Source organism: Halobellus salinus (genome assembly GCF_014646875.1).
Lineage (GTDB): Archaea > Halobacteriota > Halobacteria > Halobacteriales > Haloferacaceae > Haloquadratum > Haloquadratum salinum.
In genome coordinates, this window is record NZ_BMOC01000002.1 from 123,332 (window position 1) to 148,093 (window position 24,762).

Genomic DNA, 24,762 nt, shown 5'->3' on the forward strand with positions numbered 1-24,762 from the left:
GCTACGGGGTCACTGTCGCGCCCACGCCAGCAGCCCGGCGTAGAACGGATCCGTCGCGAGCGCGTCGGCGTCGCCCACCAGCGCGAGCGCCTTCCGCGCCCGCGTGAGCGCGACGTTCACCCGCCGGTGGTCCTCGAAGAGCGGGCCGTCGAGCGACCCGGTCGCGACCAACGAGACCACGATCACCTCCTTGGCGGACCCCTGGAACCGATCGACGGTGTCGACCGCCACCTCGGTCCGGCGGTCGATTTCGGCGACCTGCGCGCGGAACGGCGCGATCACGCCGATGTCGTCGCGGTCGACGCCCGCACCGAGGTATGAATCCACAACGTCTGCCACGCGGTCGGCCTCAGCGGGGTTGGTGTTGCCGATGCGGTCGCCGTCGGGATCGACGAACGCGACCCGGTCGCGGAGCGACTCCGGAAGCGCCGACTCGTCAACGCCGAGATCCGAGAGCCGCTGCGCCGCGACCGATCCGTCGGCCGGCCGAAGGGCCCCGTCGTAGAACTCCCGGGAGGAGAACGCCTGGATCCGCTGTGCCATCCGGTACTGGCGGTCGAGCAGCACCGACGCCTCCGGGTAGGTCTCAATCAGTCGCTCGAACAGGGAGGTCTGGAGGTCGTTTTCGGCTCTGACGACGGGGGGAAGCTGCTCGTGATCGCCGACCAGCACGAACCGATCGGCGCGTGAGACCGCCGCCAGCGTCCCCGGTTCGGTCAACTGTGAGGCCTCGTCGATCAGCGCCACGTCGAAGGACTGCTCGCGCATCACCCGTGACCCGCAGGTGGCGGTGGTTGCGGCGACGACCGACGCGTCCCGGAGCGCTGCGGCCCGTTCGTTGGGGTCGCCGCCCTGCTCCAACCGGACATCGAGCATGTCCTCGCGGACCCCGTGTTCGGTGCCAACCCGGGCGAGCCCCGTGATACCTCGCTCGCGCACCGCATCCAGAGCGTTGTCGACTGCGCGGTTGGTGAACGCCGACAGCAACACGTCGTCGCCGCGACCAACCAGTTCCGCGACGATCCGGGCGATGGTGTGGGTCTTGCCGGTCCCCGGCGGGCCGTGGATCAGCGCGACGTCGTCGGCGTCGACCGCGAGTCGCACGGCCCGGTCCTGGGCGGCGTTGTTGGCGACGAAGGTCTCGCGGTCGCCGTCGGGGCCGAGCGATCGGTTCGAGAACTCCGGGTCCCGGCGGCCGAACAGCACGTCTTTCCGGTCGGGGTCGGCTTTCAGCACGAAGTCGTGGAGCGCGGTCAACATCCGGTCGACCCCGATCTCGGAGGGGTAGACGTCGAGGCGGGCGAGATCCAGCGGTTCGTCGGCGGTGATTCGCACCTCCGCGCCCAACGCCACGATTCGGCAGAGTTCGGCGTGGCCGGCGACCGGGTCACCGTCGCTCGCTAACGCCACATCGCCCTCCCGGAGCTTCGAGACCGACTCGTCGGGCTTTCGCGCTCGCATCTCCCACCGGCCGTCGCCGCGTTGGGTGCGGTCGAGCGGTTCTAAGCCGATCAGCGCGCGGTCGTCGTCGGCTCTCTCCCGTGGGGACTGCTCCCACAACTTCCGGTACTCAGCGTGGATCTGGCGGCGTTCGGCCTCGATCGCGTTGTAAAACCGCTCGAAATACTCGCGTTCTTCCTCGGGCACGGTCGCTCCGATCTGTCCCGCCTTCGACTCCTGGTCGAGCCGGCCCGACACCACCATACACGTGTCCTGCTCGAAGCAGTACTCACACCGGGCGTCGGCCTCGTACCCCGTCGGGACATCCGTTTCCCACTCCATCGCGGCGATTTCGTTTCTCGTCCGGACCACGAAGTCGAGCAGGCCGTCGCCGATCGAGAACTCCTTGGCGGGTGAGAGGTCGCCGGTCTCCTCGGTGCGCTCTACGGCGGTGTTTTTTGTGTACAACAGGGTGCCTGTGTCGGCGGGCACGCCGCGTTCGGCGAGCACCAGGGCGTACGCGGCCGCCTGGATCTTGTCTTGAAAACGTGGCTCCCGGTTGGTGTTCTTGCCAGTTTTGAGCTCTACCGGCATCCCCCGTCTGAGCGCGTCGGCCCGACCCTTGATCCCGAACGTCGGCGAGATCAGTGTGTACTCGGAGCGCCACGCGTCCTCCTCGGTGAGGGTACCCTGCGCGAGCCACCCCTCGATTGCGGCGGCGTTCCGGCGGACCTCATCGCGCACTTCGTCGGCTTCCCGGCCCAGCAACCCGAGTTCCAGCCCCGCCCCCTCGACCCGCTCGTCGATCGCATCCTCCAGATCCCGGTCCCGGAGGAGGTCGCCGAACACCTCGTGGACGATCGTTCCTTTCACCACGGGGTAGTTGAGTGGGATCCCCGAGAGCTTGTTGAGGTAGTACATCCGCGGGCACTGCACCCACGACCGGATGTCGGTCACGTCGATCAAGAAGCCGGGTTCGAGCACCACCCGGGAGTCGCCGGTCGTCGCGTAGCCCGTTTCGCCGCGGTACTCGGAGGTCTCGAGGTCGGTCGCCAGGAGTTCCATCCCGGGATCGGCGTGCTCAACCGTGTGGGTCCACTTCCCCCAGAGAGTGAGCCTGGCAGTGGCGTCTCCGACCGCGCCGCCGCCTTCGGCGTCGTCGACGCGGACTGTCACCTCCGCCAGCGACCGCGATCCGTACTCCGTGTCGACCTCGCGCTCGTCGCCGACGTCGACGAGACGGCCACGCAGTTGCACGTCACGTATCTACCCACCGCGCGATAAGACGCTATCGGTCGTCGGGGTCGTCACGGACGTCCGCCTCACCGCACCGGTTTCAACCCCACCGCGACGGCGCCAGCCTCACCGCACCGGTTTCAACCCCACCGCGACGGCGCCAGCCTCACCGCACCGGTTTCAACCCCACCGCGACGGCGCCAGCCTCACCGCACCGGTTTCAACCCCACCGCGACGGCGCCAGCCTCACCGGCGGCCGCGGGCCCGCTCGGAGGAGGGAAGGAACTCCGCCCACCACCGGAGGACGAACCACAGGAGCGTGGCGCCCAGCGCGGCTCCGCCGGCCAGTCCCGCAACGACGACCGCGAGCGAACCACCGGCCCAGACCGCGGTGAGCGCCCCCGAAACCGCGACCAGGCCGACGAACCCGAGTTTGAGCCGTCGGCTGGCGAGGTCGCGTTCCGCGTCCGTCAGACTGGGTCCGACCACGGGGGCCCCCCGAACCCGCGCCGGTTCGTCGCCGGCGTCCAGCCGCCGGCGGCGGTCACGTCCGGCGTCACTGGAACCCGCGGCCGACGCCGTCCTTCTCGACCAGTTGGTCGAGGTCCTTCGAGAGCAACTCGTCGGCGTCGGAGAACTCCTCTTCGAGGGCGTCGAGCCGGTCGGGCCGGCCGTCGAACTCGTACTCCATCGGGCCGAACGCCGGGCTGTCGAGGGCGTCCATAACGTCGGTAAAGAAGTCGTCGGGGTCGGTCGGCGCCTCGCTATGGACCTTCACCGCCTCTTCCAGCCGCGTGGCCATCATTTCGGCGTGATCCTCGTCCTCCGGAGGCGACTGGACGCCGAACCGGCCGGCGTCGTCGCGGTCGCGCCGGGGAAACAGCGACTCGAGGTCGTCGTCGATCCGACGCGCGATACGGCTGCCGACGCCCCGAAGCTCCGAGGGGTTCTTGGTGTACGTTTTCAACGCGTACACGCCCTCGTCGGGGTGGCCGAAAAAGAGGTCCTCACCCACCCCATCTCGGCGGTCGCCCGCGATGGCCCGCCACCCGTCGGGATCGGCGTCGGACTCGGTCACGTCCGCGAGGATGTCCTGCCAGTCTCTGACGCGCATACCCGTTGTATATCGCCCAGACAGAAAGAGTATGACGGTTGCGGGCGCGGTCGGGAGCGTCCCGCTGACCCCTCGCAGTGAGTTCCGCCGGATACCGTTGCACAGAATTTCCAACAATCCACAGTAGTACTGCCTCTCGAGCGCGTACGGTCTCGCGATGACGGCACAGACCGCGGACACGGACGGTGGTGGTTCGCCCGGCGGCAGCGACGCCGGATCGGATCCGGACACACCGACCGGGTTCGGTGCCCGGACCACTCCGAGATCCGGCCCGGTCGTCGGCGGACAGCCGGCGGGACGACTCCGCGGCGGCCGGCCACAAGTGGCTGGTGGGGCTGTGAGGCGGGGGGGTCTCTACGTCGACCGCCGGGTTACGGAGAATCGAGGAGAAAGCCCCGTGTTTTAGCGCGGGGAGGATGTCAATGACTCGCTCACCCCGACCCACACGTCGCCCTCGCGGAGGCCGTCGGGACCGTCGACGAGGTCGGGATCGACCGTATCGCCGACCGGATCCGGGACCTGGCCGGTCGAGTGGCCGGCGGCATCCCCGAGGAACGACTCCCGAGCCCGGTCGATCCCGAGTCCGGACCCGTGACAGTCAACGTCAACGATCCCGGAGCGATGGTCTGTCGACCGGCCCGGGAAGGGACCGTCGTCCGCGCGTTGCCGACGCCGGACGCCATCCACGTCTCAGTCCACGCGGCCAACTCCCGCACCGAGGTCGACCACCTGCTGGACGCGCTGGAACCGGCGTGGACCTGACCGAGTCCTGGTCGTCACACGCGTCCGCGACGACCGCTTCTGCTACTGAGTACTTCCGTCTCGTGCCGCCGGGCACTGTCGACGGGGACGGCGCCCGGCGGGACACGACGGGCGTGATCAGACCAGGAGCTGGATGTCCGCGTCGGCCATGTCCTGGAGCGCGGTCGCCGCGCCAACGCCCGTGGTGACACCGTCGTAGAAGTTGTTCTCGTCGTAGCCTATGAGGTCGATGGTCATCTGGCAGGCCTGAAACTCCACACCCATGTCGAGGCTCGTCTCGACGAGTTCCTCAATGGTGGCCGTGTCGTTGCCCTCGATTCTCCGCTCCATCATCTTCGTCGTCACACGGTCCATTCCGGGCAGCGCGGCGACGGCGTTCGGGACCGGCATGTTGGGGTTGCCCACGGAACTCAGCTTGAGGTTCTTCGAGCGTTCCTCGTGGAGGATGTCCAGTCCCCAGAACGTGTGAAAGACGGTGACATCGTACCCGAACGCGGCGGCGGTGCTGGCGAGGATGAGCGGCGGGTACGCCATATCGAGCGTTCCCTTGGTTGCGACGATGCTCATCTTCCGGGCGTCGCCTTCGGTGGTGGCCTCGGCGAGGGCGTCTTCGAGTTCACCGACGCGTGCGGCCAACTCTGCGCGCGAGGGCGCGCCATCGGCCGACGCGCCGGGTGTGTCCGTACTCATCGTTACTCCGTCTTCCGGACGTAGTGTCTGTACACGTCGTCGCCTTCCTCCTGGTCGACGAGCTCGACGCCCTTGGTGCCGGCCGCCCACCCGTCGATGTCGCTCACACTCCCCGGGTCGGTCGCCACCACTTCGAGAACCGCACCCTCGGCGAGGTCGTCGATGGCGGACTTCGTCTTCACAACCGGCATTGGACACGATGCACCTTTGACGTCGAGCGTCTCCGTGATGTCGAATTCAGCACTCATTGGGTATCTGCTCCGTTTGTCTGTATTGGAGCTACTCCACAATACTCACTCGCCGATTAAAACCTTGTCGATTCTTGTGAATGACGCAAACTACTACCCGTCGCGTATATCGCTTTTCAGGGCGTATAGACCGATAAAATCTGATTCTTCGACCTGTAGAGAGACAAGCAACCCCAATCAGTATTGTGGAATAATTGAACTACTATGGGAACCCTTTTGTACATCCACCCAGTAGAGACGAGTGCACAACATGAATGCCGACGACTTCCCGACTCCGGACGTCGACGTGGAATCCGTCGACCCCGAAACGCTGAAGAACCGTATCGACGCCGGCGAGGACGTCACCCTCCTCGACGTGCGGATGCAATCGGAGTACGAGGAGTGGCGCATCGACGGCGCAAGCGTCACGTCGATCAACGTGCCGTACTTCGAGTTCCTCGACGACGACATCGGCGAGGACGTGCTCGAACGGATCCCCGACGACCGCGAGGTGACTGTCCTGTGTGCGAAGGGCGGCTCCAGCGAGTATGTCGCGGGCACGCTCGCGGAGCGCGGCTACGACATCAACCACCTCGAAGACGGAATGAACGGGTGGGCGGGCATCTACGAGACCGTCGAAGTGACCGGCTACGACGGCGCTGGGACGCTGCTGCAGTACCAGCGCCCCTCTTCGGGCTGTCTCGGTTATCTCGTCTACAACGACGGCGAGGCCGCAGTCATCGACCCGCTCCGGGCGTTCACCGACCGCTACCTCGACGACGCCGCGGAACTGGGTGTCGACTTGCGGTACGCGCTCGACACGCACATCCACGCGGATCACATCTCGGGGATTCGCGACCTCGACGAGGCGGGCGTTGAGGGCGTCATCCCCGAGGCGGCCGCCGACCGTGGGATCACGTACGCGGACGACCTGACGGTCGCCGCGGACGGCGACTCCGTCCAGGTTGGCGACGCCACCATCGACGTGGTTCACACTCCCGGCCACACCACGGGAATGACTTCGTATCTCATCGATGACAGTCTGCTCGCGACCGGTGACGGGCTGTTCGTCGAGAGCGTCGCCCGCCCCGACCTCGAGGAGGGCGACGAGGGCGCGCCCGACGCCGCGCGGATGCTCTATGATACCCTGCAGGAGCGCGTCCTGACGCTACCGGACAACACGCTGATCGGCGGCGCGCATTTCAGCGACGCCGCCGAACCCGCCGCCGACGGAACCTACACCGCGCCCGTCGGCGACCTCGTCGCGGAGATGGGCGCGCTCGCGATGAACGAAAGCGAGTTCGTGGAGCTGATCCTCTCGGACATGCCCCCGCGGCCGGCCAACTACGAGGACATCATCGCGACCAACCTCGGGCAGAACGCCGTCGACGACGAGGAGGCGTTCACGCTGGAACTCGGGCCGAACAACTGCGCCGCCAGCCAGGGCTCCCTTGCGGGTGACTGACGACGCCGATGGTTGCTGACCCAGTACTGCTCCAGGCGGTCGCCGATCTGTTCCCCAACGGGATCAGTCGCTACGCCGTCGGTGGGCTGCTCGTCGGCCTCGGGACCGTCGTGATCTACGTTGGGACGGGCATTCCGGCCGGTGCGAGCACGTTCCTGGAGTCGACGCTGTCGTACGCCTCTGACCAGTCGCGGTTCCAGCAGTACGTCGCCTCCCGAGACTGGCGGCTTGTGTTCACCGTCGGCATCGTTCTGGGCGGCCTGGCGTTCGCGGCGACGTTCCAGTCTGGTCTCGTCACGAGTTCGCTCTACGAACCCGGAACCACCGGCCGACTCTACGAGGTTGCGGGCGTGACGCTCTGGACGACTGACGTCCAGCCCTGGCGGCTGTTCGGCGGCGGTATCTTGGTCGGGATCGGAACCCGCATCGGCAAGGGGTGTACCTCCGGCCACGGCGTCTGCGGCGTCGGGTCGGCGTCGAAGACGTCGCTGGTCGGGGTAGCGACGTTTCTGGCGGTCGCAATCGGCACCGCACAGGTCGTCGCCGCCCTGGGAGTGAGCCCGTGACCGACGACAGACACCCACTGTTCAAGCCGCTGGTCCTCGTCGGCGGGGTGATCTTCGGGTTCGGACTGGGGTTCAGCCACATGGCTCGCCCGGAGGTCGTGTTGCACTTCCTGACGTTCACCGATCTGGGGCTGCCGTTCGTGATGTTCGGCGCTGCGATCGTCTCGGGCGTCGCGTTCGCGCTCCTGCCCCGGATCCGGGACGCCGCGCCGCTCACGGGTACCCCCTACGAGCGGCGACTGAAACCGTTCGACCGCAACGTCCTCGTCGGCGGCGCCGTCTTCGGCGTCGGGTGGGGACTGTCCGGGATCTGCCCGGGCGCGGCGTACGCCAGCCTCGGCGTCGGCAACGTCGCCATTCTCTGGGCACTCGCCGGGATGTTCGTCGGAGCCTACGCCCAGGGCTACTGGCGGAGCCGGACCCCGGCGCGTGACACCACCGCGGCACGAGCGGACTAACTCCCCGTATGGACCCCGGTCTCATCGCCCTCTTCGTCGGCGCGGCGCTTGCAAGCCTGTTCATGGCGTGGGTCATCGGCGCCGGGTCGAGCGGTGCGACGCCGTTCGCCCCCGCTGTCGGCGCCAACGCGCTCCCGACGATGCGCGCCGCCTTCCTTGTGGGGCTCTTCGGGTTCGTCGGCGCCGTCACCCAGGGTGGAAACGTCTCCGAAACCGTCGGCAGCGGGCTCGTCGGCGGGATAAGCCTCCCGGTGGCCGGTGTGATCCTGGTGCTGGCGCTGGGTGCTGGGCTGATGGCGGTCGGCATCTGGACGGGGTACCCGATCGCAACCGCGTTCACCGTGACGGGTGCGGTCATCGGCGTCGGACTCGCACTCGGCGGGACGCCGGTGTGGTCGAAATACCAACAGATCGCCGCCGTGTGGGTGTTGACGCCGGTCGTCGGCGGGGGACTCGCGTTCGGGATCGCGAGCGTGCTTCCACGCTCCGACGCCCCCGAGCGGTGTTGTATCCCGCTGCTCGCTGGCGTCGTCGGCGCCGTCCTCGCGAACGTCGAGTTCGGCTTCCTCGGTCCGGGGCGCGCGCCGGGCACCCTCAGGGCCGTGGTACAGCGCGCACTCGGCGTCGACGGCGTCGCGTCCGCGGCCGCGATCACCGGGAGTGCAGCGATCGCCGTTGCGGCCGTCGTGTGGTGGGACGTCGACCGCGACCAACACGCCGGGTTGCGGCACGTGTTACTCGCACTCGGCTCGCTGGTGGCGTTTTCAGCGGGCGGGAGTCAGGTCGGACTCGCCGTCGGGCCGTTGCTGCCGCTGCTCGACGACGTGGGGGTCAAGTCGACGTTTGCCGTGCTCGCCGGTGGCGGCCTCGGAATGCTTGCGGGGTCGTGGACCGGCGCGCCTCGGATGATCAAGTCGCTGGCGCAGGACTACTCGTCGCTCGGGCCACGGCGCTCGATCTCGGCGCTCGTCCCGTCGTTCCTGATCGCACAACTGGCTGTGCTGCTTGGGGTCCCGGTCTCGTTCAACGAGATCGTCGTCAGCGCCATCATCGGGAGCGGCGCCGCGGTCGGCGGGCGAGCGGCCGTCGACGGTCGGAAACTCCTGGTGACTGTGGGCGCGTGGACGGGATCGTTCGGGCTGTCGTTCGCACTCGCGTACGCTGCCGCGGCCGTTCTGCTGTGATTCTGTCGGCTGTCCGTACTGCAGACACGCGGGAGCGATGACGGTCGTGGTTCGTGGTGTGCCGATCCGGAGCTCACTCCGGGGGGTGGCCCTCATCGCGTATCGGACCGCGAACGCAGTGCGGGAGGACTGCTGAACGTACGACCGTGACAGCGTCGCCGCGGTGTGCGACCGCCCCGACAGCACCTCCGCGTGACCGACGGCACGTCGCTCGCCCGGACCGGGTGACGACACACCCCACTGCCCAGGCCGGGTCGGCCCCGGCACCGGGAGGCCGCGGCCGTCGGATTTAACCGATTCATTCCCCTATCTTATGACGTGGGATCGCCGTACGACGTACTGGGACTCAACGCCGACGCCGACGAGGACGCTGTCGTTCAGTCGTACCGCGAACTGGTGAAAGAGGCCCACCCCGACCACGGGGGGTCGGTCGCTGAGTTCAAACGCGTCCGGCGGGCCTACGACCACATCACCGCCGGTCGGGACCCCGCGACGTTCGAGGCCGACCGCTCCGACCCCACCGCGGAGAACGACCGGACCGGGTCGACCGAAGACCCCACCGCGGCCGGCGACAACCGGGACGGCCCCGCCGCCGCCGCCGAGGAGGGGTCCGAGTCCGAACTCGGGCCGACAGTTGAGTACCTCGATTACGCGGTGGTGGAGTCCCGCGGCTGGGATCTGGCCGACGACGACCTCTTTCAGAAGGCCGAGGCGGCCGACCTCGGCGTCGACAGCCACGGGCTGTTGGTGGTCGAACCCCGCGAAACGCTGCTTGAGGCCGCAGAGCGGTACGGGTTCTCGTGGCCTTACGCGTGCCGGGGCGGCGCGTGTGCGAACTGCGCCGTTGCGGTCGTGGAAGGCGACCTCGAGATGCCGGTGAGCACGGTGTTAGGCGACGAGTTAACCGACAGGGGAGTTAGACTCTCCTGCATCGGCGAACCTGTCACCGACGACCTGAAAATCGTGTTCAACATCGAGCACCTCCCGGGACTCGCAGAGCTGCGGCTCCCCGCCGAACAGTTCGGGAACGCCCGCGCGGACGATTAAGCCGCGCTCGGGAGGTACACGTCGTACTCGCCGTCGTCGTTGACGCCGATCACTGCCCACTCGTAGGTGGGGTCGACGCTCCGCAGTCGGTTCCGTACATCCCCTGTCGCCGACTTCGGCGCGACGAAACACCGGAAGCGATAGCCCGTGGACGGTTCGCCGCCGTCGGCGAGCGCGCGGCGGCTGTGTAGGTCTTCACCGTTCGAGACGGCTGTGACGCGCACGGTGCGCCACTTCCGCTCGGCGACGAACTCCGGTCCGTCGCCCGAGACGCTGTAGCCCAGCCGACGGAAAATCGCCCGGGCGTCCTCCGAAGGAGGCATGCTGACAGGGGGCATGTATCTTCGACAACAACATCCGGTGTCATAAATCTTGTTACGGGTTCACACAGCTGGCAGGGGCGCGGACGACGAGCGCCGCTTCAACCCGGCCGAACGCGAAATCGTCACTCGAACCCACCCCAGCGGAGGCAACGGCACCCCGGCGGGGGGATAAACGGGCCCGGATGCACCTTTCGCCCCGCCCGACAGCTGTCAGTCCTCGGCAGCGTCTGCAGCGTCGGCAGCGTCGGCGGCGCCAACATCGTCGCCGTCATCCTCGTCTTCCGCTGCGCTCTGGAGAAGGAGGTCGGTTCCGGCCGCAGCGACCATACCCACGCCGACCGCGCGCAACTGCCTGACGTACGCCGGCTTGGCTTCGAGCTCGGAGGCGTTATGGAAGTTCTTACCGATCGCGTTCTTGATGAACCGGACACTCACCCGTGGGAGGAGTGCGGTCACCGCTCCCTGTACGAGTACCACCACGGCGCCGAATGTACGGCTCTTCTGGGTGTCAACCACGGGCCCACTCACGTTCCGAGCGAACATTAGTATTGTGGTTAATTCACTATTTTGTCCCGTGCTGATCTGCTCCGCGAACCCTCGGAACTCGTGCGGACGTCATATCGGATCCAGAGTCGGTTTTATGTAACTGCCGTGCGCGTAGGGAATCTGTCAGGCTCACCCGAACTGAGGTGTCGGCTCGTGCGGGGTCCCGGAGCGGTCACCGGGAGATTGCATAGGCGGTCTCGGCCGGGGCAAAAACAAAGGCCCGAGGTGTTGTGAGTGCCAGTATGCAACACCCAGGCCCCCCGCGATTTCTCGCGGTCGGCGAGTCGGTTCAACTTGCCCCGCGGGATCCCGACCCCGACGCGGCCTACGAGTGGTGGCTCCGTAACACCCCTGTCGGCAGCGCGCTCGAACTCCCGGACCGGACGGCTGTGATCGAGTTCGAGCCCGATGCTCCGGGCACGTACGAACTCCGACTCGAAACCCCCGACAGAACCCACAGCCTCACGGTTCGAGCGTTTGCCGACACCCGCTCGCCGAATCACGCCGAGCCGAGAAGCGGGGACAGCGGGGGTGGCGCCGGCCGGAGCGGGGAGAGTGGGCCGCAACGCAGCGGCGACGCACGCGCGTCGGGCTCCGGCCGGCGGGCTGAGGCGGCTCCGGGGAACCGTCCCCGGATTCGTCTACGTGGTGCCGTTGAGGGCGACGACCTCGTCGTCCGCGCCGACCCGAGCTACCCCACCGGCGACGGCGACGTGGCGTTCCTGCTCGACGACCGCGACGACCTCAACCGCGACGATGCCACCGTCCGGGGGCGGGAGTTCCGGCTCCCAGTCGCCGCGGCGGGCGATCGGGTCCGGATCCACGGCGTTGCGGTGGCCGACACCTACAGCGTTCCCGACACGATCGAATTCACGCGCGTTGCGCTCCCAGACGGGAGCCGCAGCGATACAGAGGGCGGGGCTAGCGTCGACGCTCCGGCCGCCGACGCGCCCCCCACCGACGCCTTTGCGGTCCGACGCCCTAACGACCCGCCGGCGTGGACGGATGACACCACCGTCTACGAGGTGTACGTTCGCGGGTTCGCCGGCGACGCGTCCGACGAGGAGTCCGTCTTCACGGCCATCGAAGAGCGGCTCGACTACCTCGATGACCTCGGCGTCGACTGCCTGTGGCTGACACCGGTGCTCGAGAACGACCACGCGCCGCACGGCTACAACATCACGGACTTCTTCAGCATCGCCGAGGACCTCGGGAGCCGCGAGGACTACGAGGCGTTCGTCGACGCCGCCCACGACCGCGGGATGGCGGTGCTTTTCGACCTCGTGATGAACCACTCCGCGCGCGATCACCCGTTTTTTCAGGACGCCTACGGGAACCCCGACTCGGCGTACTACGACTGGTACGACTGGCAGGACAGTGGCGAACCGGAGACGTACTTCGAGTGGGAGTATATCGCGAACTGGAACTTCGACAACCTCGCGGTCCGGCGACACCTACTCGACGCCGTTGACGAGTGGTTCGAGGTCGCCGACGGCTTCCGGTGCGACATGGCGTGGGCGGTCCCCGACACGTTCTGGCAGGAGCTCCGCGACCGGGTGAAAGCCCGCGACCACGAGTTCCTGCTGGTCGACGAGACGATCCCGTATGTCCCGGACTTCCACAACGGGATGTTCGACGTCCACTTCGATACGACGCTGTACTTCACGCTTCGGCAGATCGGCCGCGGGCACGTCCCCGCGGAGGCGATCCTGGACGCGGTTGACGGACGCGCGGAGGTCGGGTTCCCGCCGCACGCCGGCTTCCTGCTCTATCTCGAGAACCACGATGAGACGCGGTACGTCGTCGAATGCGGCGACGACGCCGCCTTTGCCGCAGCGGGGGCGCTCTTTACTCTTCCCGGTGTGCCGATGATCTACGGCGGTCAGGAGCTCGGCCAGCGCGGCCGCCGGGACGCGCTGGCGTGGGACGACGCCCGCGAGGAGTTCCACGACCACTACAACCGGCTGTCGGAACTCCACGACTCGGTCCCCGAACTCCGCGGCGACGCCGCGCTCACCAGGATCGACCACAAAACCGACACCGACAGCGCGGTCGCGTTCGCGAGGGAAGGCGACTCCGGGACCGTCGTCTGCGTGTTGCACTTCGGGGGCGGACCGGCGACGGTGACGGTCGACCGCGCGGTCGACCCCACCGACTTGGTCTCCGGGGAGTCGGCCGCAACCGCGGACGGCCTCGCGGTCGACGACGTTGCCGTGTTCCGGGCGGAGTAGCTCACTGCCCGAGGTTTATACAAAAGCGAGGAGAAAACCCACGAGTTTAGTCGTGAGATGAATCCGACGAATTCTTTCCAAACAATACGATAACCGACGAATTCTTTCCAAACAATACGATAACCGACGAATTCTTTCCAAACAATACGATAACCGACAAATTATTTCCAAACAGTACTACAACACAGGTTGTGCGTGGAGAACTGGCAGTTGACTCGGTGTTTGCCACGGTTCATAGCCAAAAGCAAAACGTAAGCCGGCCACGCCGACCGACACAAAACAAGATACCTCGAAGCCCCACGCGGAGTGCGAGTACCGGCTTCGTGGCGGAGCCAGCGCCGTCGGTCGCAAAGCGTAGATTCCCACCCTTCAGGGCTGACCTGCCCGGTCAACACCGGGTGGGAAGCCCACGATTTTACAGTGGTTGCTGATTTGGCGTCGTACGTCTGGACAGCCAGGCGGGATCGGGACTTAGATTGGCGTGCACCCGGTGCACGAGACGTAGGACTCGTGAGAGAAGCTCACGAATGTGTTACAACCGCTACTTCAGCAACTACTGTTTAGTCGTGGGAGTGCGTCACACGGCGCAGTGTTGATATTCGGCGCCATCGTCCTCGGGTTCCTGCTCCCGCTTCTGGTGGGGTGAACAACCTCTCCCTACTTCGCTCGGGGGCTACTGACCCGCTCGCTCGTTGAGGGTTCCGTCAGACGAGCTCTGACGGCGTGCAGGCGTATGGCCTGCACTAGCGCTTTCGCGTGGATTCCCGTTCTATGCCTCAACAGAGGCAGGAGGGTTGTACTCCCCACTCACGTTCAGCGTCCCGCGATTCAAGCGCACGTCCGCGGGTGCACGTCCACGGGTGCGCCTCCATCGTCTGCGTGTTGCCGACGTTAACGAGACGCTTCGCGTCTCGTCTGCACACCGGAAATCTTCGATTTCTGGGGACAACGGAGATACTGCAAGCCGGTGTTCTTCGAGGCATTGTAGTCGGTGTGGTTTTCGTACCCACACTTCTGGCACTCGAACGACTCCTGGTCGCGGTTCTCGTCGTGGGTAAACCCGCACGTCGAATATCGCTTCGATGTGTTGGGCGGGTCCACCTGAAGCACCTCCAGGCCGTATTCGTCTGTTTTCACTCGATGTACTGGAACAGACGTCTGAACGCCCAGCGGTGTTGCCACGTTGCCTCGGGAATGTTCTCCCTGATGCGGGTTAGGTCCTCGAACACGATGTGCGAACAGCCGTTCTCGATGGCCTCCTGGATGAGACCGTTCGCAATCGTGTGCAGGTGGATGCTGAAGCGTCCACCCGCCTTCCGACCAACACGCTGGATGTTCTCGTGGGCTGCTCGCGGTCCGCGCTGGCCGAGCGAACCACGCCGTTGCTCGTACTCTCGATTCCAGTGGTTGAACTCGTCCGCACTCCAGAACGTGCCCGTCGAGGCAACAGCGATACTGTTGACACCCAGATCGACACCGAGGACTGTTCTGTGCTCGGTATCGGATTCGGCGTCTTCCTCGACTTTCCGCATCGATGCGTGGAGATACCACTCCCCACCGCGGCACTGGAGGTTGCCTCACCTTTGATGGCCTCGACACCCCGCCGAATGGCTTTCTGGACGAGGTTCGCAGTGAGCCCGGTCTCGTCGCGAAGACGGTCGTAGAGTGCGCGTTCGGCTTTGGCTTTCGAGGTGACGTGGTAGCCATCGTCGCCGTACCAGCACCACTCGCTTACGGTGTTGGCGCAGTGTTTGAACTGCTCGACAGTCTCACGAAGGAGCGAATCGGCTCCATCGGGTGTGTCGGGTTTGATAAAGAGTTTTGCCCACGGGGCCGAGAGTCCGACCAATGAGTACCTCTCACGAATACGACGTCGTCGTTGTCGGCGCGGGGACCGCCGGGTGTTACGCCGCGGCCACCGCGGCGGGCGAGGGCCTCAACGTTGCCGTCGTCGAACGGAAGACCGCGGAGGAAGCCGGTCACATCGCGTGTGGCGACGCGCTGAAGGGTGCGGACGCGTTCCCCGAGGTAATCCCGAAGTCACGGATCGAGGGCGCGTTCACCAACACCGGCGTCGACCACGGCCGCTTCGAGATTCCGCAGGAGGATACCGTCCTTGACATCCCCGTCCCCGGAGAACTCGCGGTCATCGACCGACTCGAGTACGGCCGGCTCCTGATCGAGGGCGCCGAGGAGTCGGGCGCGGAGTTCCACTACGATACGGTCGTCCAGGACGTGACCCAAGCCGACGACGGGACCGTTACCGGAATCCGCGGCAAGCGGCGGGGCGACGTCGTCGAGTACTCGGCCGACATCGTCGTCGACGGCGCGGGCGCGCTGTCGATCCTGCAGGATAAGACCGATTTTTCGGGTACCCACTTCGACACCAACGTGTCGTACTCGCAGTTCTGTTCGGCGTATCGGGAGATCATGGAGGTGCCCGACCCCGTCGAGTGGGACGACGCCCTGGTGTTCAAACCGACCGAGCGGGCGGCGGGCTACCTGTGGTATTTCCCGCGGACCGAGACCACGATCAACGCCGGGCTTGGGTTCCAGATGAACGAGGAGCCGATGCGGCTGGTCGACGACCTCAAACGCGACCTCCAAACCCGCCCCGAGTTCGAGGGCGCGACCGTGACCGACAAACTCGGCGCGGCGCTGCCGACCCGCCGACCGTACGACTCGGCGGTCGCTCCGGGGTTCATCGCCGCGGGCGACGCCGCGGGCCACGTCAACCCCACCACCGGCGGCGGGATCGCGGGCGCTGCGTACGCCGGCACCTACGCGGGCGAGCAGGCGGTGTACGCCGTCTCCGAGGGTGACGTGAGCGAGTCGGCGCTGTGGCGGTACAACGATCGCGTCATGAACCACTTCGGCGCGCGGTACGCCGGACTTGACGTCTACAACGTGCTCTCGACCGCGGTCGATGTCGACGACCTGATGGGACTTCTGGCGTCGCTGCCGGGGGAGAAGCTGGCTGAGGCGCTGTACTCCGGTTCGACTTCCTTCGGACCGGCGTTGCTCGCGAAGACCGTCCGCGACTCGTTCGGGTACTGGAGTCGGATCCTGGAGTTCTACCGGACCAAAAACCTCGCAGACGAACTCATGGACCACTACAGCCGGTACCCCGGCCGCCCCGAGGCGGTCGGAGTCTGGCAGTCCGAGCGCGACCGGCTCATGGAGCAGATCTACGACGTCACCGGCGCCGACGCGAAGTACTGACACGGTCTGTCGAGGGGTCCGAGAGGTCGGCACGGCCGGGTGTCGAACCCGTCAGGCGAGTGGTCTGGCGGCGTCGGGTCCGTGCGCTCCCCGAAGGAGCGGTGTCGGGAAACCGGGGCGTGGTGCTCTCGAACGCGTGTATAAAACTCGAGGAGAATACCCGCTCCCTCAGGCGCGGGAGGATATCAACGAATGTTGTTCCTGAGCGGCCTCCCCGGTGGAGTGAGGACACAATATATAAGTAATTAACAATGGAAGACCTGGCTATGCCACCGGATAGCACACCAATATCTGTGATGTATGGCGGTCAGACGGGTACGTGCGTCGACCGAGGAGTTGGGCTGGATGGTTGACGCAGGACTCGTCGCGCTGTCGCTGGCGCCGCTCCTGGTGATCGCGCTACTGATGGTGGTGTTCATCCAGCCGGCGACAAGAACCATGCCGATCGCGTGGCTGGCCGCAGTGGGCGCCGCGTTCGTGGGGTGGGAGATGTCGCCGACGCTGATCGCAGCGGCGTCGATCAGAGGGGCCATGACCGCCACCCGGATCCTCATCATCGTCTTCGGCGCGATCCTGCTTTTGTACACGCTGAAACAGTCCGGGGCGTTCGAGGTGATCAACGCCGGGTTTTCGTCGTTGAGCGGCGACCGGCGGGTGCAGTCGATCCTGCTCGTATTTCTGATGGGATCGTTCATCGAGGGCGCGGCCGGGTTCGGGACGCCCGCTGCGATCGTCGGCCCGCTCTTGGTCGGGTTGGGGTGGCCGCCGATGGCCGCCGTCGTGGTCGCGCTGACCGGGAACATCCTGGCGATCACGTTCGGCGCCGTCGGGACGCCGCTGATCATCGGGTTGCGGGACGTCGTCTTCGCGCAGGGGACCGACGCCGCGGCCGAGATCACCGCGTCGGGGACCGGGTTCGAGACCGTCGGTGCGTACGTCGCCCAGGTCGGCGTCTGGGCGGGGGCCATCCACGCCATCGCCGGGATCGCGATCCCCTTCATCGGGATCGCGCTGATGACGCGGTTTTTCGGCGAAGAGCAATCGATCAAACCGGCGATCGAGATGATCCCGCTGTGTCTGTACGCGTGGGCGGCGTTCGTAATCCCGTACCTCGCGACGGCGTATTTCCTGGGCCCGACCTTCCCGGCGCTGCTGGGCGCTCTGATCGGGTTGTTCGTCGTGGCGGCCACGGTTCGGGCCGGCTACTTCGCCCCCGATTCCGACGACGAGTGGGACTTCGGGCCCCGCGACACCTGGCCCGACCACTGGGTGGGGAGTATCGAGCCCGGCGCGGGTGTCTCCGGCGAGAGCGGTGACAAGACCGTCGCGGCCGACGGTGGTACCACGTCGTTCGCGGATATGCACGCACAGGACATGTCGTTGGGGGTCGCGTGGCTCCCGTACATCCTCGTCGCGATCGCGTTGGTCGTGACCCGCATCGTTGACCCGGTGACCGAAGCACTCCTCGCGGTGCAGCTGTCGTGGACTAACATCCTCGGCACGCCGTTCAGTGAGAGTATCGAGCTGTTGTACCTGCCCGGAACACTGTTCATCGCGATCGCCGTCGTGACGTACGCGCTCCACGGTATGAACGGTCAAAAGATCAAAGACTCGTGGTCGGAGGCGATCCGGAATATCGCCCCCGCGGTCGTCGCGCTGTGGTTCGCCGTCGCGACGGTTATGGTCATGCAGCGCAGCAACGCGAGCATCGTGCTCGAATCCGCGAGCGCGAACGCCGGGATGCTCCAGGTGCTGTCGCAGTTGACTGTCGATGTCACCGGCGGGGCGTTCCCGTTTTTTTCGGGATTTATCGGGGCGTTCGGCGCGTTCATCGCCGGGTCGAACACCGTCAGCGACATTCTGTTCGGCCTGTTCCAGTATGAGGCCGCACAGTCGGTCGGCGCCCCGACGCAGATCGTTGTCGGCGCACAGGCCGTCGGCGGTGCCATCGGGAACCTCATCGCGATCCACAACGTCGTCGCCGCTCTCACTGTCGTCGGACTGATCGGCGAGGAGGGGCGTGTGATACGGATCGAACTGATCCCGGTTCTCTACTACGGGGTGGTTACCGGGCTGTTGACGTTGCTGTTCGCGTACGTCATCGCCCCCGCCGCGTTCTAGCCCGCCACCCACACTCTTCACCGTGGATCTCTTCGGTACGGACTGTGGAGAGTGCCGGCACACAACGAACTGTCCGGGGGGCTCGCTCGTCGCCCGTAGATCGGTGCCGTCATCGGTCGGCCTCCGCGCGGCACACAACGAACTGTCCGGGGGGCTCGCTCGTCGCTGCCGGGCCCGCCGGCGACGGAGCGAGGGCTGTGGCCGAGTGGCGCCGACCCCCGCTTTCGACGTCACGGCCGCGTGAACGACCGTCGGCCGGGAGTCGTGGCCGCGGGTCGGACTCCGGACGCGAGCACGGAGGAAACCATATGCCCGAGGCCCACACTAGCACACTTCAAGCGGGATGAACGCCCCAAATGTCCAACCAACACGCAAACTCACACAACCAGTTTGCCGCGCAGGTACGTAGTTACGGCGTCGAACTGACCGAGGCGTCGCCGGGAGCGGTCGCCGACGCGATCGCGTCCGCGATCGACCCACCGGCGGTCGGCACGCCGCTCCCGTGGGACGGCGTGGAACTGCCCGACGGCGTCGAGACGGACCCGACCCCCGCCGACATTGAGGATGCGGCCACCGGCGTGACCGCCGCGTCGCTGGCAGTCGCCGACTACGGAAGTATCGTACTCAGGATGGACGACGCGGGCAGCGAACCCGTGAGCCTGTTCGGGGACCTGCACGTCGCCGTGCTCCGTGAGGAGGATATCGTCCCCGACATGGAGGCGGCGTTCGAGTGGTTCGGCGAGCAACTCCGCGAGACACGGGACTCCGCGGTCGTCGCGACCGGCCCCTCGGCCACCGCCGATATGGGGTCGCTCGTCCAGGGTGCACACGGCCCGAAACGCGTCGAGGTGATCGTCGTCCGATGAGCTCGGAACGCGACTCGAAAGCGGCCCACATCCGCCACATCATGGAGACGGAAGGCGACGCCGTCGGGGCCAACACTCGGGGGTTCAACGACGGCCGATACGAGTCCGTCGGAGAACTCGAAGACTACGACGCGCTCAAAGATGAGGCGCGGTCGATCAAGGAAGACGCCATCGAGCGCCTGCCCCACCTCGTCGACGAACTCACCGAGACCGTTGAGGAGAACGGCGGCACCGTCTACCTCGCCGAGGACGCCGCCGACGCCAACGAGTACATCGCCGAGGTGTGTACTGACAACGAGGCCGACCGCTTGGTAAAGAGCAAATCGATGACGAGCGAGGAGATCGAAATCAACGAGCACCTCGAACGCGAGGGCGTCGAGGTCGTCGAGACCGACCTGGGCGAGTGGGTGCTCCAAGTCGCCGACGAGGCGCCCAGCCACATCGTCGCCCCCGCGATCCACAAGTCCCGGGAGGGGATCGCCGACCTGTTCAACGAGCAGTTCGATCCCGAGGAAGACCTGGAAACCGCCGAAGAGCTGACCGCGTTCGCCCGCGAGCAACTCGGCGAGTTGATCCGGGGCGCCGATGTGGGGATGACGGGCGCAAACTTCATCACCGCCGACTCGGGCACGATGGCACTCGTGACAAGCGAGGGAAACGCCCGCAAGACGGTGGCGGTCCCGGAGACCCAGATCGCCGTGGCGGGCGTCGAGAAGGTCGTGCCGAGCGTCGAGGACCTCCAGCCGTTCGTCGAACTCATCGGCCGGTCGGGGACGGGACAGGACATCACCAGCTACATCTCGCTTCTGACGCCGCCGGTGAACTCGCCCACCGTCGACTTCGACGATCCCGACACGCCGGTCGCGGACGGCGACGACGACCGGGAGTTCCACCTCGTGTTGATCGACAACGGGCGGATGGCGATGCGCGAGGACGAAGAGCTCCGGGAGACGCTCTACTGCATCCGGTGTTCGGCGTGTTCGAACACGTGTGCGAACTTCCAGTCCGTCGGCGGCCACGCCTTCGGCGGCGAGACCTACTCCGGAGGGATCGCGACCGGGTGGGAGGCCGGCGTGCACGGAATGGACGCCGCCGCGGAGTTCAACGACCTCTGTACCGGCTGCTCGCGGTGTGTCGAGGCCTGTCCGGTCGGGATCGACATCCCGTGGATCAACACGGTCGTCCGCGACCGGCTCAACACCGGGACCGACCCGGAACTCGAGTTCCTCGTCGACGGGCTGACCCCCGATACCGAGACGTCCGGGCCGGGGATTCAAAAGCGGCTGTTCGGCAACTTCGAGTTGCTCGCGAAGGTTGGCAGCACCGTCGCACCGGTGTCGAACTGGGTGGCGAACGCCGGGCCGGTCTCGCGGGTGCTCCAAAGAGCTGCCGGCGTCGCCCACGACCGCGACCTCCCCGCGTTCCAGCGGACGACGTTCCGGGAGTGGTTCGAGGGTCGCGACCGGGTGCCGCCGATCGATCCCGACCGGCGGGTCGTCCTCTATCCCGACCTGTACACGAACTACATTCTGGTCAACCGCGGGAAGGCCGCTGTCAGGGCCCTCGAAGCCCTGGGTGTGGAGGTACTCGTCCCACCGGTCCCCGGTTCGGGGCGCGCGCCGCTCTCACAGGGGATGATCGACACCGCCCGGAGCAAGGCCGAGCGCGTCGCGGAGGCGCTCGGCCCGTACGTGGCGGACGGCTACGACGTCGTTGTCATCGAGCCGAGCGACCTCGCGATGTTCCGCGGGGACTACGAACGGCTGTTGCCCGAGGAGTCGTTCGAGTCGCTCGCAGAACACAGCTACGAGATTCTCGAGTACGTCTACGGACTGCTCACAAACGGTGCGGACACGGACGGACTGACCCTCGCGGACGGGGACGGCGAGACCGTCGCGTACCACGCCCACTGCCAGCAGCGGACGATGGGACTCGACGAGTACAGCGTCGCGGTCCTGGATGCGTGTGGCTACGACGTGACGACGAGCGACGTGGAGTGTTGCGGGATGGCGGGGTCGTTCGGGTATAAAGAACAGTACTACGAACTCGCGATGGACGTCGGATCGACCCTCGAAGAACAACTGCGGGATGCGGACTGCGACCACGTGATCGCCAGTGGCACCTCCTGTACCGACCAGATCGGTGATCTGCTCGGCGAGGAGCCCTCGCACGTGATCGAACTCCTCGCACCCGACGGAGAGACCACATGAGCGACACAGCACGAACTGGAACGTCCGAACCGGCGGCCGACAGTCGAAGCAACTACGACCACAGATCAGACGACGTCGAGCGACCGGGGCTGATGGCCGACCTCGACGCGCTCGTCGAGGGGGAGGTACGCTTCGATACGTACACCCGTAACCTCTATGCAACCGACGCGAGCGCCTACCAGCAACTGCCGATCGGCGTGGTCGCGCCGGATTCGACCGCCGACGTGGCGGCGGTGATGGAGTACTGCGCGGACCACGGGATCCCGGTCCTGCCCCGCGGCGGCGGGACGAGCCTCGCGGGCCAGGCGGTCAACGAGGCGGTGGTCCTCGACTTCAAAAAGCGGATGGACGCCGTTCTCGACGTCGACCCCGAGGGGGCAACGGTGCGGGCCCAACCCGGGATCACGCTGGCGCGGCTCAACAACAACCTCAAACCCTACCGCCTGAAATACGCGCCGGATCCGGCATGGGGGGACAAAAGCGTCCTCGGCGGGTGTATCGGCAACAACACCACCGGGGCACACTCGTTGAAATACGAGAAGGCCGACGGCTACATCGAGGCGGTCGAGGTCGTCCTCGCCGACGGGACGGTGACCACCTTCGGGTGGATGGACGCCGAAGCGCTCCACGACCGCGCGGCGGCCGTCGGCCCCGACGACCCGCTTGAAGCGCAGATCTACGCGGAGGTGTCGCGGATCCTGCGGGAGAAGGGCAGCGAGATCGAAAAGCGGTATCCCGACCTCACCCGGAACGTCTCGGGGTACAACCTGGATAAGCTCCGCGAAGACATCGAGGAGCGCGGCGAGGTCAACGTCGGCCGGCTCGTGGCCGGCAGCGAGGGGACGCTGGCGATCGTCACCGAGGCGGAAGTCTCCTTGGAGCCGGTCCCGGAGGAGACTGCGGTCGTCCTGCTCACCTACGACGACGTACTCGATGCGATGCGCGACGTCGCACCGATCCTCGAACACGACCCCTCAGCGGTGGAGGTGATGGACGACGTGCTGTTGGACCTGGCGCGGGACACTGCGGAATTCTCCGATCTGGTGGGCACACTCCCAGAGGGCGCGAACTCGGCTCTGCTGGTCGAGTTCTACGCAGAGACCCTCGCGGAGGGCCAACGCAAGGTGGCGGAGCTACTCGCCGACCGGCTGCCGGGGTACGAGCCTGAGACCGGCCTCGACGCCTCGGCGGGGGCCACGACGACCGACGATGACCCCTACGCCGTCGACGCTCTGGAGGCGTACGACGACGACCGCCAATCGCGGTTCTGGAAGATGCGCAAGGCGGGGCTCCCGATTCTCCTGTCCCGCACCGGCGACGACAAGCACTGGCCCTTTGTCGAGGACGCAGCGGTCCCGAGCGAGAACCTGCCGGAGTATGTCGCAGACATCCAGGGGCTGTTCGACGAACACGACACGTTCGCTTCCTACTACGCCCACGCCGGACCGGGCGTGTTGCACATCCGGCCCCTCCTGAATCTGAAGAGCGAAGCGGGGATCGAAACGATGATGGAGATCTCGGAGTCGTTGACCGACCTCGTTATCGAGTACGGCGGGTCGATCTCCGGCGAGCACGGCGACGGCCGCGCGCGGACGCAGTGGAACCGCAAACTCTACGGCGACGAGCTCTGGGAGGCGTTCAGGCGGCTCAAATCCACGTTCGATCCGGACCACCTCCTGAACCCGGGCAACATCTGCGGGGAGTTCGCGCCCGACGAGAACCTCCGGTACGACCCGGATTACGCCTTCGACTCGGGGTTCGAGCCCACAATGAACTGGGACAACGAGAACGGCTTCCAGGGGATGGTCGAACTCTGTCACGGGTGTGGCGGCTGTGCGGGCCATCAAGACACCACCGGCGGTGTTATGTGCCCGACCTACCGGGCCACCGAGCAGGAGGAGATCACCACGACCCGGGGCCGAGCGAACATGCTCCGGCGGGCGATGGGCGGCCAACTCCCCGATGATCCGACCGATGAGGAGTTCATCACCGAAGTGCTCGACCTCTGTATCGGGTGTAAGGGGTGCAAGCGCGACTGTCCGAGCGGCGTGGATCTGGCCAAACTGAAGGCCGAGGTCAAACATGAGCATCACCAACGGGAGGGCATTCCGTTCCGCGATCGGCTGTTCGCGAACGTGGAGACGCTGTACTCGCTGGGCAGTACCTTCGCGCCGCTGTCGAACCTCGCGCTCGGCGTGCCGGGGACGGATCTCCTCCTGGAGAAGGTCCTCGGTATCGCTCGGGAGCGCGACCTCCCGACGTTCAAACGCGGGACGCTGAAGAAGTGGGAGCGATCGCGGACGCCCGCGGTTTCGGCGTCGGACGCCGACCACAAGGCCCTGGTGTTGGCCGATCCGTACACCAACTACACCCAACCCGAAATCGGCAGGGCGGCCGTCAGCGTGCTCGAAGCGGCGGGCGTCCACGCCGAGATCCCACAACACATCGGGGACAGCGGCCGACCCGCACACTCGAAGAGTATGCTCGATCAGGCCGCCCGAACCGTCCGCGGGAACGTCGAGGCGCTCGCCCCGCGCGTCCGCGAGGGCTGGGACATCGTCAGCGTCGAGCCCTCCGACGCGGTGATGTACCAGAACGACGCCCTGGATCTCCTCTCCGGCGAGGACGTCGAGCGCGTCGCCGGAAACAGCTACGGCGTGATGGAGTATATCGACGTGTTCGACCTCGACGACGAGATCGAGTTCGACGCGCCCGACGAGACGCTCGCGTACCACGGTCACTGCCACCAGACCGCGGTCAAGAAGGACCACCACGCCGTCGGGGTGCTCGCACGGGCGGGGTACGAGGTCGACGACCTCGACACGACATGCTGCGGGATGGCCGGGTCCTTCGGGTACGAGGCCGAACACTACTCTATGAGCAGCGCTATCGGGGCCCTCCTGTTCGAGGCCGCCGACGACTCCCCCGGCGAGGAGGTCGTCGCGCCCGGCACCTCGTGTCGGTCACAGTTGCTCGAATACGAGAACCAGCACGGCAAACCCCCCCACCCGATCCAGAAACTCGCCGACGTGCTTGTCGCGTAGCTTCACCCCA

Annotated in this window: 19 protein-coding genes and 1 pseudogene; 12 read left to right on the forward strand and 8 right to left on the reverse strand. The window is 66.4% G+C overall.

Translation table 11 applies throughout. The features are described 5' to 3' along the window. Positions 1-9 precede the first annotated feature (9 nt). From IEX72_RS02610 to IEX72_RS02620, 3 genes are all read right to left on the reverse strand, one after another. Positions 10-2,697, reverse strand: a complete 2,688-nt coding sequence (locus IEX72_RS02610; RefSeq protein WP_188785828.1) for an AAA domain-containing protein — start codon at positions 2,695-2,697, stop codon at positions 10-12. Between the two features lie 225 nt (positions 2,698-2,922). Next, positions 2,923-3,165, reverse strand: a complete 243-nt coding sequence (locus IEX72_RS02615) for a hypothetical protein (protein WP_188785829.1) — start codon at positions 3,163-3,165, stop codon at positions 2,923-2,925. 67 nt (positions 3,166-3,232) lie between these two features. Beyond that, positions 3,233-3,790, reverse strand: coding sequence for a hypothetical protein (locus IEX72_RS02620; RefSeq protein WP_188785830.1), 558 nt, complete (start codon positions 3,788-3,790; stop codon positions 3,233-3,235). A gap of 591 nt (positions 3,791-4,381) precedes the next feature. On the opposite strand from IEX72_RS02620, the gene IEX72_RS02625 reads away from it, so the two are divergent. Then, positions 4,382-4,552 carry a hypothetical protein gene (locus tag IEX72_RS02625; RefSeq protein ID WP_229663713.1) on the forward strand — a complete coding sequence of 57 codons (171 nt, stop codon included), beginning with the start codon at positions 4,382-4,384 and terminating at the stop codon, positions 4,550-4,552. Between the two features lie 117 nt (positions 4,553-4,669). Here the strand turns inward: IEX72_RS02625 and IEX72_RS02630 are convergent, their stop codons facing one another. Both IEX72_RS02630 and IEX72_RS02635 read right to left on the reverse strand, forming a co-directional pair. Beyond that, a complete protein-coding gene (locus tag IEX72_RS02630) occupies positions 4,670-5,242 on the reverse strand; it encodes a DsrE/DsrF/DrsH-like family protein (RefSeq protein WP_188785832.1) in 573 nt (190 codons plus the stop codon). A 2-nt stretch (positions 5,243-5,244) separates the two neighbouring features. After that, the gene (locus IEX72_RS02635) at positions 5,245-5,490 is read right to left on the reverse strand and encodes a sulfurtransferase TusA family protein (protein WP_188785833.1); all 246 of its coding nucleotides are present in this window, start codon (positions 5,488-5,490) and stop codon (positions 5,245-5,247) included. A 250-nt stretch (positions 5,491-5,740) separates the two neighbouring features. On the opposite strand from IEX72_RS02635, the gene IEX72_RS02640 reads away from it, so the two are divergent. The 5 genes from IEX72_RS02640 (at position 5,741) to fer (ending at position 10,189) form a co-directional block, all read left to right on the forward strand. Further along, the gene (locus IEX72_RS02640) at positions 5,741-6,934 is read left to right on the forward strand and encodes an MBL fold metallo-hydrolase (protein ID WP_188785834.1); all 1,194 of its coding nucleotides are present in this window, start codon (positions 5,741-5,743) and stop codon (positions 6,932-6,934) included. Positions 6,935-6,942: 8 nt separating this feature from the next. Beyond that, positions 6,943-7,500, forward strand: coding sequence for a YeeE/YedE family protein (locus tag IEX72_RS02645; RefSeq protein ID WP_188785835.1), 558 nt, complete (start codon positions 6,943-6,945; stop codon positions 7,498-7,500). Beyond that, complete coding sequence (locus IEX72_RS02650) at positions 7,497-7,958, forward strand: YeeE/YedE family protein (RefSeq protein WP_188785836.1); 462 nt, start codon at positions 7,497-7,499, stop codon at positions 7,956-7,958. Before IEX72_RS02645 ends, IEX72_RS02650 begins: the two co-directional genes overlap by 4 nt. Before the next feature lie 8 nt (positions 7,959-7,966). Further along, positions 7,967-9,142, forward strand: a complete 1,176-nt coding sequence (locus tag IEX72_RS02655; protein WP_188785837.1) for an inorganic phosphate transporter — start codon at positions 7,967-7,969, stop codon at positions 9,140-9,142. A gap of 318 nt (positions 9,143-9,460) precedes the next feature. Beyond that, complete coding sequence (fer, locus tag IEX72_RS02660; protein ID WP_188785838.1) at positions 9,461-10,189, forward strand: ferredoxin Fer; 729 nt, start codon at positions 9,461-9,463, stop codon at positions 10,187-10,189. Here the strand turns inward: fer and IEX72_RS02665 are convergent. Both IEX72_RS02665 and IEX72_RS02670 read right to left on the reverse strand, forming a co-directional pair. Next, positions 10,186-10,527 (reverse strand): DUF7116 family protein, encoded by a 342-nt coding sequence (locus IEX72_RS02665; RefSeq protein ID WP_188785839.1) that lies wholly within the window; start codon positions 10,525-10,527, stop codon positions 10,186-10,188. The two genes, fer and IEX72_RS02665, sit on opposite strands and share 4 nt — an antisense overlap. Before the next feature lie 195 nt (positions 10,528-10,722). Next, positions 10,723-11,028, reverse strand: coding sequence for a hypothetical protein (locus IEX72_RS02670; RefSeq protein WP_188785840.1), 306 nt, complete (start codon positions 11,026-11,028; stop codon positions 10,723-10,725). A 272-nt stretch (positions 11,029-11,300) separates the two neighbouring features. On the opposite strand from IEX72_RS02670, the gene malA reads away from it, so the two are divergent. Further along, positions 11,301-13,289, forward strand: a complete 1,989-nt coding sequence (gene malA, locus IEX72_RS02675) for an alpha-amylase MalA (protein ID WP_188785841.1) — start codon at positions 11,301-11,303, stop codon at positions 13,287-13,289. 769 nt (positions 13,290-14,058) lie between these two features. Here the strand turns inward: malA and IEX72_RS15510 are convergent. Next, positions 14,059-15,102 (reverse strand): annotated as a pseudogene (locus IEX72_RS15510) (RNA-guided endonuclease InsQ/TnpB family protein). A gap of 35 nt (positions 15,103-15,137) precedes the next feature. On the opposite strand from IEX72_RS15510, the gene IEX72_RS02685 reads away from it, so the two are divergent. The 5 genes from IEX72_RS02685 (at position 15,138) to IEX72_RS02705 (ending at position 24,752) form a co-directional block, all read left to right on the forward strand. Next, entirely contained in the window at positions 15,138-16,511 is a 1,374-nt protein-coding gene (locus tag IEX72_RS02685) for a geranylgeranyl reductase family protein (protein WP_188785842.1), read from the forward strand. Between the two features lie 345 nt (positions 16,512-16,856). Beyond that, positions 16,857-18,632, forward strand: a complete 1,776-nt coding sequence (locus IEX72_RS02690) for an L-lactate permease (protein ID WP_188785843.1) — start codon at positions 16,857-16,859, stop codon at positions 18,630-18,632. A 356-nt stretch (positions 18,633-18,988) separates the two neighbouring features. After that, positions 18,989-19,498 (forward strand): LUD domain-containing protein, encoded by a 510-nt coding sequence (locus IEX72_RS02695; protein WP_188785844.1) that lies wholly within the window; start codon positions 18,989-18,991, stop codon positions 19,496-19,498. Continuing rightward, complete coding sequence (locus IEX72_RS02700; RefSeq protein ID WP_188785845.1) at positions 19,495-21,708, forward strand: LUD domain-containing protein; 2,214 nt, start codon at positions 19,495-19,497, stop codon at positions 21,706-21,708. The genes IEX72_RS02695 and IEX72_RS02700 overlap by 4 nt, the downstream gene beginning before the upstream one ends. After that, positions 21,705-24,752 (forward strand): FAD-binding and (Fe-S)-binding domain-containing protein, encoded by a 3,048-nt coding sequence (locus tag IEX72_RS02705; protein WP_188785846.1) that lies wholly within the window; start codon positions 21,705-21,707, stop codon positions 24,750-24,752. Before IEX72_RS02700 ends, IEX72_RS02705 begins: the two co-directional genes overlap by 4 nt. The last annotated feature ends 10 nt before the right edge of the window (positions 24,753-24,762 follow it).